This is a genomic window from Corynebacterium yudongzhengii (assembly GCF_003065405.1).
GTDB lineage: Bacteria > Actinomycetota > Actinomycetes > Mycobacteriales > Mycobacteriaceae > Corynebacterium > Corynebacterium yudongzhengii.
Genome location: NZ_CP026947.1, coordinates 1808037 through 1821339, shown reverse-complemented (window position 1 = coordinate 1821339; position 13303 = coordinate 1808037). Strand labels below are relative to the sequence as shown.

General features: G+C 59.6%; 7 protein-coding genes and 2 rRNA genes. 8 read left to right on the top strand and 1 reads right to left on the bottom strand.

Annotated features, from left to right (window positions below):
* Complete coding sequence (locus C3B44_RS08465; RefSeq protein WP_108431993.1) at positions 1 to 2040, bottom strand: hydantoinase/oxoprolinase family protein; 2040 nt, start codon at positions 2038 to 2040, stop codon at positions 1 to 3.
* A 104-nt stretch (positions 2041 to 2144) separates the two neighbouring features.
* Here C3B44_RS08465 and C3B44_RS08460 point away from each other — a divergent pair, with 104 nt between their 5' ends.
* The 8 genes from C3B44_RS08460 to C3B44_RS08425 all read left to right on the top strand — a co-directional run bounded on the left by C3B44_RS08460 (position 2145) and on the right by C3B44_RS08425 (position 13283).
* On the top strand, positions 2145 to 2864 hold the full coding sequence (locus C3B44_RS08460; protein WP_158268675.1) for a DUF4261 domain-containing protein: 720 nt from the start codon (positions 2145 to 2147) through the stop codon (positions 2862 to 2864).
* A 69-nt stretch (positions 2865 to 2933) separates the two neighbouring features.
* A complete protein-coding gene (locus C3B44_RS08455) occupies positions 2934 to 3395 on the top strand; it encodes a hypothetical protein (RefSeq protein WP_108431991.1) in 462 nt (153 codons plus the stop codon).
* Between the two features lie 212 nt (positions 3396 to 3607).
* Positions 3608 to 4654 carry a siderophore ABC transporter substrate-binding protein gene (locus C3B44_RS08450; protein WP_108431990.1) on the top strand — a complete coding sequence of 349 codons (1047 nt, stop codon included), beginning with the start codon at positions 3608 to 3610 and terminating at the stop codon, positions 4652 to 4654.
* 113 nt (positions 4655 to 4767) lie between these two features.
* Positions 4768 to 5763, top strand: a complete 996-nt coding sequence (locus C3B44_RS08445; RefSeq protein ID WP_108431989.1) for an ABC transporter permease — start codon at positions 4768 to 4770, stop codon at positions 5761 to 5763.
* On the top strand, positions 5756 to 6916 hold the full coding sequence (locus C3B44_RS08440) for an iron chelate uptake ABC transporter family permease subunit (protein WP_235840513.1): 1161 nt from the start codon (positions 5756 to 5758) through the stop codon (positions 6914 to 6916). Before C3B44_RS08445 ends, C3B44_RS08440 begins: the two co-directional genes overlap by 8 nt.
* Positions 6913 to 7668, top strand: a complete 756-nt coding sequence (locus tag C3B44_RS08435; RefSeq protein WP_108431988.1) for an iron ABC transporter ATP-binding protein — start codon at positions 6913 to 6915, stop codon at positions 7666 to 7668. Before C3B44_RS08440 ends, C3B44_RS08435 begins: the two co-directional genes overlap by 4 nt.
* 603 nt (positions 7669 to 8271) lie before the next feature.
* Positions 8272 to 9797, top strand: a 16S ribosomal RNA gene (locus C3B44_RS08430).
* A gap of 388 nt (positions 9798 to 10185) precedes the next feature.
* A 23S ribosomal RNA gene (locus C3B44_RS08425) occupies positions 10186 to 13283 on the top strand.
* The 16S and 23S rRNA genes sit together here, the layout of an rRNA operon.
* Positions 13284 to 13303 lie beyond the last annotated feature (20 nt).

Below are 13303 nucleotides of genomic sequence, written 5' to 3'. Positions count from 1 at the left end.
CTACGCCTCCTCGGTGCGGGTGAGATGCAAAAAGCCGAACTCGTCGCATCGGCACTGCTGGTCAGGACGGATATAGGTGGTGGAGTCGAACTGGTTGATAATCGCCGGGCCATATAAAACGTGTTCGGTGGGGATGTCGCGGCGCTCGAAGATCGGGACGGTCTGCCACTTCCCGCTGATATAGACCTCGCGGTGATCGATGGGGGTGATGTCGCCCGCGGAGACCTCGCGCAGCTTCTCGGTCGCCGCCGGCGGCTGGGCGATGGTGGCAGAAAGCCTCACGGTGATGATCTCCATGGAAGCGTCCTCATCGCCGAAGCCGTAGCGCTGCTCGTGGGCGTCATCGAAGGCGGCGCGCTGGCGCTGCCAGTTCTCGGCGAGCGGGATCGTCAGCTCGTAGCTCTGGCCGACGTAGCGGCAATCCGCCAGAAAGCTGCGCTCGAACTCATCGGTTCCTAAGGCGGTGCGGGCGTCGTCGACAAGCGAATCGAACTCCGCCCCCAACCGCTCGAAGCCGGCCGCGTCGAGCACCTGGGTCGGGGCGGCGAAGTCGAGGCGCACCGGCGCATCCAGCATGCCGACGGCCGACGCGATCCCCGGCGCCGGCGGGATCACGGCGGAGTTCATGCCCAGCTCGTGGATGAGATCGGCACCGTGCAGCGGGCCGGCGCCGCCGAAGGCCATGAGCTCGCAGGCGCGCACGTCGATGCCGCGCTCGACGCTGACCTTGCGGATCCCGCGGCCCATCGTCGCCGTGATGACCTGGATGATGCCCTCGGCGCAGTCCTCCGGGCTCAAACCCAGCTCATCGCCCAATTCTTGCATCTTGGCATAGGCCGCCTCGTGGTCGAGCTCGAAACGCCCGCCGAGCAGGCTGCCGGACAGGTGCCCTAAGACCACGTGCGCGTCGGTCACCGTGAGGTTGTTACCGCCGCGCTGATAGGCGATCGGGCCGGGGACCGCGCCCGCGCTGTGCGGGCCGACGCGCAGGCTCCCGCCCGAATCCAGCCAGGCGATCGAGCCGCCGCCGGCGCCGATGGTGTGCACGTCGACGCTCGGCAGGCGTAGCGGCAGTGAGCCGATGGTGGTGGCGGTGGTCTCGTCCGGCTCGCTGTCGCGAATCAGGGCGATGTCGGTGGAGGTGCCGCCGATATCGAAGCTGACCACCTGGCCGAGGCCTAGCTGCCGCGACCAATTCGCCGCGCCGACCACCCCGCCGGCCAGGCCGGATACCACGGTGCGCGCGGAGTGCTCGGCGGCGATCTGCGGGGCGAGCAGCCCGCCGTTGGACTGCATGACCCGCATATTTGTGTCGACCCCCAAATCCTTCAACCCCGCGATCAGCCGCGTCATATACGACGAGACCTGCGGGCTGACATACGCGTTGATCGCGGCCGTCGAGGTCCGGTCATACTCCCGCATTTCCGCGGTAATACTCGTGGCGGCGACCACGCTCGGCGCGGCGTTTCGTTCGGCGAGATACTCCGCCGCGCGGCGCTCGTGCGCGGGGTTGGCATAGGCGTTGAGGAAGGAGACGACCAGCACGTCGAGGTTCAGCTTCTCGACGGCCACGGCCGCCTCGTCCAAGGCTTCGTCGGAAAGGGCGGTGATGGTCTCGCCGTCGGCGTCGATACGCTCGTCGATCTCCACGATGTCGGCCGCAGCGATCAGCGGCTCGACCCGGTGCTCGTGGGCGTCGTAGAGGTTCGGGCGGTCCTGACCGGCGATGGCGAGGATGTCGCGGAAGCCGCGGGTGGTCAAAAGGCCCACGCGGGCGCCGTCGCGGGTGAGCACGGTGTTCGTCGCGACGGTCGTGCCATGCACCAGGCGAGTGATCTCGGACGGGGTGGCTTCCTCGCGCTCGACGGCCTCGGCCACACCATTGATCACCGCTTCATCCGGAGCGTTAGGGGTGGAGGGCACCTTCCACACCGACATCGTGCCGTCGGGGCGGCGCACGGCGACGTCGGTGAAGGTTCCGCCGGTATCGACGGCGATCTGTAATCCGCCGTACTCTCGAAAGTCACTCTCTATACGCATTGGGCACATCAGTCCTAGCAAAAGGTTGGCGTCACGTGTGCTCAGTATTACATCTTTCAAGGAGTTATTCTGGCGGAATGACGAGACAACATAAAGCTTTAGGCATGGTATTGCTCTCCGCGAGGTTAAAGACCTCGGAGATTGAGCGCCGCCTGCGCGCCGCCGACCTGCCGGCGCGGGAGACTGAAGGCCTCGGCGGCGATACGGTGACCGTGGATACCGACGACGGCACGCTCTTCGTCACCGCCGTGCCGCGCGCACTGACCGGCGAGGATGTGATGAATAACATCCACCCGCTTTTTACCGAGGAAGACGAGATCCCCGCCCTCGGCAACCACGCGGCGCACCTGGTCGTGGTGGCGGTGAACTTCGAGGCGGAAGGGACGCGGAAGGTGCGTCGGCACCTGCACCAATTGCATGCCCGGGCCTTAAAGGCGTTGTCCGGGCTGGAGGAGGTGGTCGGCTATGCCATCGACGGCACCACCTTCGGGCCGGCGGCGCTGCGGCGCGAACTGGCCGATGAGCACAGCGCGCCGATCGATCTCTGGGCACCGGCGTGGGTCTGGTCGGGTGATCACGGCATCACCGCCTACACCTACGGACTGGCGGCTTTCGGGCACCCGGAGGTGCAACTGGTGGACGCGGACGTCGAGGTCGCTGAGGCTTATGTGGTGCTTAGCGACGTCGCCGCCTACGTCATCAAGGGTGTTGACTTAGAAGAGGGCGCGTCCGTGGGGTGGCGTGCCGAGATGCAGGTGGGCGTCGAGAAGCGTCCGTGGGTAGTGGATCTCGAACAGCCGGCGTGGCAGCTGCGAATGCATTAGTTGCGTAGGATGTGTGTCGGTCGGTTAGACTGGAATCGTAGACACGTCACCTAAATCTGAGGAGCATTCATGAACTTTCTGACCAGCGCCGCACTCCGGGTCATTCCGGGTGCCTTTATCCTCAACTCCGGCATCGGCAAGATCGGCATGCCGGCCGATGCCTCCAAGGGAATCCAGGACTTCGCCGCCACCGGCGTTCCGGCCGTCAAGGAGATCCCGAGCGACCAGTTCGGCACCGTCCTCGGCTGGTCCGAGACCGCCCTGGGTGGCGCCCTGCTCGCGCCGTTCGTCCCGAACGCCGCGGCCGGCGCCGGCCTGACCGCGTTCTCCGTCGGCCTGCTGTCGCTCTACTTCGCTGATGACGACAACACCGAAGAGGACGGCATCCGCCCGTCCGAGCAGGGCCTGTCCCTGGCGAAGGACTCCTTCCTGCTGGCCATCGGCTTGGGTCTGCTCGTTGGCGGCCTGTTCGGCGGCAAGAAGAAGAACAAGAAGGCCAAGAAGGCGAAGAAGGCGAAGAAGAACTCCTAGAGTGTTCTGCCCCCGCTAGGGGAGGAGCAAGGCCCGCTATCCGTGCAGGATAGGCGGGCTTTTTGCATGTCTGGACCAGCGGCGGGGGTAAATAGTTGAAAGTGATATCTCACATGGGGTTGTAAGGGAACTGTGTGGCAAGCTACGATTTTGCCTTAGCGTGCCCAAAGTAAGGCTCGGCTAAGCTAATCTAGAAGGAAAGGGATTCGAACGTGAAGATTCGACACACCGCCGTGGCAGTCCTCGCGGCCTCCGCGCTCGCCCTCAGCGCCTGCGCCACCGGCGAAGATTTTGAGGAGCAGCCCAACGATACTGCCAACTCCGCCGAGAACGGCTCGGATTCCGGCAGCACCGAGGCTTCCGCCGCCTCCGACGGTGAGACCATCACCCTCGAAGACAACCACGGCACCAAGGAGGTCCCGGCCAACCCGGAGACCGTCGTCGCCACCGACAACCGCGCCTTCGAGGTGCTCTCCGAGTGGGGCATCGAACTCGCCGCCGCCCCGCAGCCGCTCGTGCCCTTCACGGTCGAGGACTACAAGACCAGCGAAGACATCGTCGACATCGGAAACCACCGCGAGCCGGACCTCGAGGCACTGACCGCCGTCCAGCCGGACCTCATCGTCAACGGCCAGCGCTTCACCCAGTACTACGACGAGATCAGCGAGCTCAACCCCGATGCCACCATCATCGAGTTCGAGCCGCGCGACGGTGAGCCGCTCGACGAGGAGCTGCGCCGCCACACCGAGGCCCTCGGCAAGGCCTTCGGCCACGAGGAGGAAGCCCAGCAGCTGATCGAGGACTTTGACGCCGCTATCGAGCGCGCCCGCGAGGCCTACAACGGCGAAGACACCGTCATGGCCGTCAACGTCTCCGGCGGCACTATCGGCTACATCGCCCCGGGCCTCGGCCGCACCTTCGGGCCGATCTTCGACCTGCTCGAGCTGAACCCGGCCCTCGAGGTTGAAAACGCCTCTGACGACCACCAGGGCGATGACATCTCCGTCGAGGCCATCGCTCAGTCCAACCCGGACTGGGTCCTCGTCCTTGACCGCGACGCGGGCACCAACTCCCGCAACGAGGAAGGCTTCGTCGGCGCCCAGACCGTGATCGGCGAGAGCGAGGCGCTGCAGAACACCACCGCGATCTCCGAGGACCAGGTCTACTACGCCCCGGAGGACACCTACACCAACGAGTCGATCATCACTTACACCGAGATCCTCAACGGCATCGCCGAGCAGATGGAGCAGGCACAGTAGCCCTTAGGGGTACTTAACATAGGGTCGCCTCACGTCCTTGAGACGTGGGGCGATACTGTGAGTTCTGCAGTAAATACGTCACAAACCAACGCGACGAGTGGGATGTCGAACACATGACAACAGCCGCAGCCACCGTGCCGGACAACCGGCCCGGCCGCACGAGGGGCTCGCTTCTGGACTGGAAATTCGTGCTGGCACTAGCCATCGTGCTGGTGCTGCTCGTCATCTCACTTCTCCTCGGACAGTATGACCTCAGCCAACCCGACGGCCGGGAGATGTTCTTCACCACCCGCGTTCCCCGCTCCGTAGCACTCGTGCTCGCGGGCGCGGCCATGGCGATGTCGGGACTGGTCATGCAGATGCTCACCCAGAACCGCTTCGTCGAACCGACCACCACCGGCACGACCGAGTGGGCCGGCCTAGGCCTGCTGTTCGTCATGTACTTCGTGCCGGCGGCGACCATCCTGCAGCGCATGGTCGGCGCGGTCGTGTTCGCGTTCATCGGCACGATGATCTTCTTCCTCTTCCTGCGCCGAGTCTCTCTGCGCTCGTCGCTCATCGTGCCGATCATCGGCATCATGCTCGGTGCGGTGGTCAGCTCGGTGTCGACATTCTTCGCCCTGCAGGCCGACATGCTGCAGCAGCTCGGCGTCTGGTTCGCCGGATCGTTTACCGACATCATCCGCGGCCAGTACGAAGTGCTCTGGGCAGTGTTGCTCGTGGTCGTGGCCGTGTTCTTCTTCGCCGACCGGCTCACCGTCGCCGGCTTGGGCGAAGACATCGCCACCAACGTGGGCGTGAACTACTCGCTCATCGTCCTCATCGGCACCGGATTGATCGCGGTGGCGACGGGCATCGTGACGGTCGTCGTCGGCACCCTGCCGTTTTTGGGTCTCATCGTGCCGAACATCGTCTCGATGATCCGTGGCGACGACCTCCGCTCGAACCTGCCCTGGGTATGCCTGGTGGGTATCGGCATCGTCGTCATCTGTGACCTGCTCGGACGCCTGGTGATCGCCCCCTTCGAGATGCCGGTCTCCGTCATCCTGGGCATCGTCGGTGCCGTGGTCTTCGTCGCTCTGATCGTGAGGCAGGCCCGCCGTGGATAAACCCGTCAGCCGCAAATACGTCGATGACATGGTCAGCGAAACCACCGCGACCGGCATCGAAAACTACGTCCAGCCCCAGACCGACGACGCCGCTCTCGCCGAGAGGGAAGAATCCGAGTGGCCCGACCGTGCCACCGCCCCCGCTCCCGAGCACCGCAGCGCCGGCGCCTTCCAGAACCCGCAGGCCGCCCGGAAGTACTGGATCATCCTGATCGCCATGATCATAGTCGGCGGAGCCGCTGGTTTCGGCCTGCTCGCCTACGACAACCCGATGCCTTATGGCACCGAGCAGTTCTGGCTCATCGCGGAACGGCGCTTCAACTCCGTGCTGGCGATGCTCATCGTCGCCGTGTGCCAGGCGGTGGCGACCGTCGCCTTCCACACGGTGACCAACAACCGCATCATCACCCCGTCGATCATGGGCTTCGAATCGCTCTACATGGTGATTCACACCTCGACGGTGTACTTCTTCGGCGTCGCCGGCATCATCGAGGCCCGCACCACGGTTACCTTCATCGGCCAAGTCATTCTCATGGTCGGCATGTCCCTGGTGCTCTACTCCTGGCTGCTCACCGGCCGACACGCCAACATGCACGCGATGCTGCTGGTGGGCATCATCATCGGCGGCGGGCTGGGCTCGGTCTCGACGTTCATGCAGCGCATGCTCACCCCGAGTGAGTTCGACGTGCTCACCGCCCGCCTGTTCGGCTCGGTCAACAACGCCGATTCCGATTACTACCCGATCGCGATTCCGCTGGTTGTCGGCGCGACCGCGCTGCTGTATCTCAACTCGCGTCGGCTCAACCTGCTCAGCCTGGGCCGGGCGACCGCGACCAACCTGGGCTTAAACTACCGGTTTCACTCGATCAGCACGCTCATTCTCATCAGCGTGCTCATGGCGGTGTCCACCGCGCTGGTCGGCCCCATGACCTTCCTGGGCTTCTTGGTGGCCACGCTGGCCTACCAGTTCGCCGACACCTACGACCACCGCTATCTCTTCCCGATGGCCGCGGTCACCGCCTTTTTGGTACTCGCCGGCTCCTACTTCGTGATGAACCACATCTTCTACGCCCAGGGCGTGGTCTCGATCATCATCGAGCTGGTCGGCGGAACCGTCTTCTTGTTCGTCATCCTGAGAAAGGGACGCCTGTGATTACGCTAACCAACGTCTGCAAGGAATACAGCAGTGAGGTGGCGATCGGCCCCGTCAACCTGGAGATCCCGGCCGGTGGCATCACTGCACTGGTCGGCCCGAACGGCGCCGGCAAGTCGACGCTGCTCACGATGATCGGACGCCTGCTGAGCATGGACTCCGGCGACATCACCGTCGCCCAGTACGACATCTCGAAGACCAAGTCCAAGGACCTGGCGAAGATCATCTCGATCCTGCGCCAGGAGAACCACTTCATTACCAAGCTGACCGTGCGCCAGCTGGTCGGCTTCGGCCGCTTCCCGTACTCCAAGGGGCGGCTGAGCAAGGAAGACGAAAAGATCATCTCCCGCTACATCGACTTCCTTCACCTCACCGAGCTGGAAAACCGCTACCTGGATCAGCTCTCTGGTGGTCAGCGTCAGCGCGCGTATGTGGCGATGGTCCTGTGCCAAGAGACTGACTACGTGCTTCTCGACGAGCCGCTGAACAACCTCGACATCGCCCACTCGGTACAGATGATGCGCCATTTGCAGGACGCCGCGCGCGAGTTCGGCCGCACCATCATCGTGGTACTGCACGACATCAACTTCGCCGCGCGCTACGCCGACTACATCTGCGCGGTCAAGGACGGCCAGATGGTCGCGTTCGGCTCCCCGCAGGAGATCATGAAAGACGATCTCCTCACCGACATCTTCAACACCGGAGTAAAGGTGATTGATGGTCCTGACGGGCTGTTGGCCTGCTACCACTAGTTCGCGATTTATAGGCGTTGAGCTGGAGATATGTTTCTTTACAGGTGGCGATTTGCTTATCGACGCGAGCGCATCCTATAGTTGATCGAGTCGCCGCGAGGAGGTAGCCGGGAGGTTACGAGGCGGTGACAGGGAAGAATTTCATACGCCGGGCTTGACTTCGGTTGGTTTGGTGTGTAGCTTCTTTCAAGCCGCTTTCGGCCGGACCTGGTTAGGGTTCGTGTTCGGGGTGTGCGAATGTTGTGTGAGAACTCGATAGTGTGCCAATAGTTTTTGTTGTCCCCGCCTTTGTGTGTGGTGTGGCATCTTGCCCTTTTTTGGGGTGTGTGCCGGGGTCAACCACTGTGATGCTGCATGCGTTTGTTTCGTGTGTGGTGTGCTCTCGTTGCCTGGGGGTTGGTTGGCTTTTTGTTTTTGGCGCATGGATGTTGTGTCTGCTCACTTTTTGTGGGTGGGGATTTTTAGCGTGTGGTTGTGTTTGTCTCGTCGATGGCATGATCATGCGTGTTTGTTCATGTAATTTTTGGATTTACACACACTGTGTGACTGTTTTGTTGTGTGGTGTGTGTTTGTCAGGTTTGGGCTTTTCACGAGCCTTTTGTTTTTGTGGAGAGTTTGATCCTGGCTCAGGATGAACGCTGGCGGCGTGCTTAACACATGCAAGTCGAACGGAAAGGCTAGTGCTTGCACTGGTACTCGAGTGGCGAACGGGTGAGTAACACGTGGGTGATCTGCCTTGTACTCTGGGATAAGCCTGGGAAACTGGGTCTAATACTGGATAGGACTGCACTGTAGGGGTGTGGTGGAAAGCTTTTGCGGTATGAGATGAGCCTGCGGCCTATCAGCTTGTTGGTGGGGTAATGGCCTACCAAGGCGGCGACGGGTAGCCGGCCTGAGAGGGTGTACGGCCACATTGGGACTGAGATACGGCCCAGACTCCTACGGGAGGCAGCAGTGGGGAATATTGCACAATGGGCGCAAGCCTGATGCAGCGACGCCGCGTGGGGGATGACGGCCTTCGGGTTGTAAACTCCTTTTGCCGCTGACGAAGCCCTTTTGGGGTGACGGTAGGTGGAGAAGAAGCACCGGCTAACTACGTGCCAGCAGCCGCGGTAATACGTAGGGTGCGAGCGTTGTCCGGAATTACTGGGCGTAAAGGGCTCGTAGGTGGTTTGTCGCGTCGTCTGTGGAATTCCGGGGCTTAACTTCGGATGTGCAGGCGATACGGGCAATACTTGAGTGCTGTAGGGGAGACTGGAATTCCTGGTGTAGCGGTGAAATGCGCAGATATCAGGAGGAACACCGATGGCGAAGGCAGGTCTCTGGGCAGTGACTGACGCTGAGGAGCGAAAGCATGGGTAGCGAACAGGATTAGATACCCTGGTAGTCCATGCCGTAAACGGTGGGCGCTAGGTGTGAGGGGCTTTCACGTTTCTCGTGCCGTAGCTAACGCATTAAGCGCCCCGCCTGGGGAGTACGGCCGCAAGGCTAAAACTCAAAGGAATTGACGGGGGCCCGCACAAGCGGCGGAGCATGTGGATTAATTCGATGCAACGCGAAGAACCTTACCTGGGCTTGACATGCACTGGATCGCTGCAGAGATGTAGTTTCTCTTTGGAGTCGGTGTACAGGTGGTGCATGGTTGTCGTCAGCTCGTGTCGTGAGATGTTGGGTTAAGTCCCGCAACGAGCGCAACCCTTGTCTTATGTTGCCAGCATTTGGTTGGGGACTCATGAGAGACTGCCGGGGTTAACTCGGAGGAAGGTGGGGATGACGTCAAATCATCATGCCCCTTATGTCCAGGGCTTCACACATGCTACAATGGTCGGTACAACGGGTGGCGATGCCGTGAGGTTGAGCTAATCCTTTAAAGTCGGCCTTAGTTCGGATTGGGGTCTGCAACTCGAGCCCATGAAGTCGGAGTCGCTAGTAATCGTAGATCAGCAATGCTGCGGTGAATACGTTCCCGGGCCTTGTACACACCGCCCGTCACGTCATGAAAGTTGGTAACACCCGAAGCCCACGGCCTAAACCTTTTTGGTGGGGAGTGGTCGAAGGTGGGATCGGCAATTGGGACGAAGTCGTAACAAGGTAGCCGTACCGGAAGGTGCGGCTGGATCACCTCCTTTCTAAGGAGTTTTTGTGTGCCCACAGGCTTTTGTGGGTGTGTGGTTGAGTGACCGTGTGTGTTGCTGCCACGTTATTGTTTTTCGGCGTGTGAAACACACCTGGGTGCGTTTGTTGCGTGCTGGTGGGGTGTCATGTCATGTGTGGGGGCAGCAAAGGGTTTTTTAAGTGACTGTTGGCATGCTGTTGGGTGTCTGGGGCAACATTGTTCCCTGTTGTGCATCATTGATGATTGATTGCCTTGTTGTGGGTGGTTGGTTGTTGGTGGTGGTGTTGTGTGAGAACTGTATAGTGGACGCGAGCAATAATGATTTTCTTCTATTAAGGCACACTCGCTTGCTTTGGTGGGTGGGTGTGTTGTTCTTAGTGTTTTTTGTTCTGGCGTATCTTGTGTGTGTTTGTTTTAGGCGCATGGTGGATGCCTGGGCATGCTGAGCTGATGAAGGACGTGTGAGGCTGCGTTATGCCTCGGGGAGTTGCCAACAAAGCGTTGATCCGAGGATGTCCGAATGGGGTAACCCGGCACTCGTTGTGGGGTGTCACCAACATGTGAATGCATAGTGTGTTGGGGGTGACGCGGGGAAGTGAAACATCTCAGTACCCGTAGGAAGAGAAAATAATAATGATTCTGTTAGTAGCGGCGAGCGAACGTGGATGAGGCTAAACCGTGTGCGTGTGATACCTGGCAGGGGTTGCGTATGCGGGGTTGTGGGCCATGACTGTTCATGCGACTGTCATTGTGTGGTGTTGCTGGTGTGGTTAGTGGAACTGCCTTGGGATGGGTGACCGGAGTAGGTGAGAGTCCTGTACATGAAGACCATGATCAGTGGCATTGGTTGTGTGCCCGAGTAGCAACGGGCTCGTGGAATCTGTTGTGAATCTGCCGGGACCACCCGGTAAGCCTGAATACTCAGTGTGACCGATAGCGGATTGAGTACCGTGAGGGAATGGTGAAAAGTACCCCGGGAGGGGAGTGAAAGAGTTCCTGAAACCGTGTGTTGACAATCCGTCAGAGCCCTTTTTTGTTGGGGTGATGGCGTGCCTTTTGAAGAATGAGCCTGCGAGTCAGCGGCATGTCGCGAGGTTAACCCGTGTGGGGTAGTCGTAGCGAAAGCGAATACTTTTTGTGTGTTTTTAAGTGGCATGTTCTGGACCCGAAGCGGGGTGATCTACCCATGGCCAGTGTGAAGCAAGGGTAAGACTTTGTGGAGGCGCGAACCCACTTAGGTTGAAAACTGAGGGGATGAGTTGTGGGTAGGGGTGAAAGGCTAATCAAACTCCGTGATAGCTGGTTCTCCCCGAAATGCATTTAGGTGCAGCGTTGTGTGTGCTTGCCGGAGGTAGAGCGACTGGTTGGTTGAGCGGGACGATCATCTTAGCAATACCAGCCAAACTCCGAATGCCGGTGAAGTTTTAGCATGGCAGTGAGACTGTGGGGGATAAGCTTCATAGTCGAGAGGGAAACAGCCCAGATCGTCGGCTAAGGCCCCTAAGGGTGTACTAAGTGGAAAAGGATGTGTGATCGCGAAGACAGCCAGGAGGTTGGCTTAGAAGCAGCCATCCTTGAAAGAGTGCGTAATAGCTCACTGGTCGAGTGGTCGTGCGCCGACAATGTAGTGGGGCTCAAGTACACCGCCGAAGCCACGGCAGCAACAGTTGTGTTGTTGGGTAGGGGAGCGTCGTGCATGAGGTGAAGCTTTACTGTGAGGTGGGGTGGATTGTGTGCGAGTGAGAATGCAGGCATGAGTAACGAGTGTGAGGTGAGAATCCTTACCGCTGGATGACTAAGGGTTCCTGGGTCAAGTTCGTCTTCCCAGGGTGAGTCGGGGCCTAAGGCGAGGCCGACAGGCGTAGTCGATGGTTAACGGGTTGATATTCCCGTACCCGTGTGTGTGCGACCCTGATGAATCGGTGATACTAACCACCGCATGCTGCCTTTTAGCTAAGCATTTTTAATGTTTGGTGTTGGTGGTGTGTGGTGGGGCCTGATCTGGTAGTAGTCAAGTGATGGGGTGACGCAGTGGGGTAGCTACGCCACTTATTTGGATTGTGGTGCAAGCGTGTAGCACGGTGTGTTGGTAAATCCGTACACCTTTAAAGTGTGAGGCGTGATGCGTAGCCCTTTTGTGGGTGATGGTGGTGATCCTATGCTGTCGAGAAAAGCCTCTAGCGATGTACATGTACGGCCCGTACCCGAAACCGACACAGGTGGTCAGGTAGAAAATACTAAGGCGGTCGGGTGAACTGTGGTTAAGGAACTCGGCAAATTGGCCCCGTAACTTCGGGAGAAGGGGTGCCACTGGTGGTTGCTCACTCGTTGCGGTGGGTTGGCTTCTGGTGGTCGCAGTGAATAGGAGGGAGCGACTGTTTATCAAAAACACAGGTCTGTGCGAAGACGTTGAAGTTGATGTATACGGACTGACGCCTGCCCGGTGCTGGAAGGTTAAGAGGACCAGTTAGCATGCTTTGGTGTGCGAGGCTGAGAATTTAAGCCCCAGTAAACGGCGGTGGTAACTATAACCATCCTAAGGTAGCGAAATTCCTTGTCGGGTAAGTTCCGACCTGCACGAATGGCGTAACGACTCCCTTGCTGTCTCAACCACAGGCCCGGTGAAATTGCAGTACGAGTAAAGATGCTCGTTTCGCGCGGCAGGACGAAAAGACCCCGGGACCTTCACTATAGCTTGGTATTGGTGTTCGGCATGGTTTGTGTAGGATAGGTGGGAGACGTTGATGTAGCCACGCTAGTGGTTGTGGAGTCGTTGGTGAAATACCACTCTGATTGTGTTGGATGTCTAAACCTTGGCCCATGATCTGGGTTGGGGACAGTGCCTGGTGGGTAGTTTAACTGGGGCGGTTGCCTCCTAAATGGTAACGGAGGCGCCCAAAGGTTTCCTCAGCTTGGTTGGTAATCAGGTGGTGAGTGTAAGTGCACAAGGAAGCTTGACTGTGAGAGGGACTTCTCGAGCAGGGACGAAAGTCGGGACTAGTGATCCGGCATCTACTTGTGGTTGTGGTGTCGCTCAACGGATAAAAGGTACCCCGGGGATAACAGGCTGATCTTCCCCAAGAGTTCATATCGACGGGATGGTTTGGCACCTCGATGTCGGCTCGTCGCATCCTGGGGCTGGAGTAGGTCCCAAGGGTTGGGCTGTTCGCCCATTAAAGCGGCACGCGAGCTGGGTTCAGAACGTCGTGAGACAGTTCGGTCTCTATCCGCCGCGCGCGTTCAAGACTTGTGGAAGGCTGTCCCTAGTACGAGAGGACCGGGATGGACGTACCTCTGGTGTGCCAGTTGTTCTGCCTTGGGCATGGCTGGTTGGCTACGTGCGGGAGGGATAACCGCTGAAAGCATCTAAGCGGGAAGCCTGTTTCGAGATGAGGTCTTGTGTGAGGTTCCCTGTAGATGATGGGGTTGATAGGCCAGGGTTGTAAGCATTGTGAGGTGTTGAGGCGACTGGTACTAATTAACCGAATAACACACACGTGGTGTGTACGCCGCTAAGTG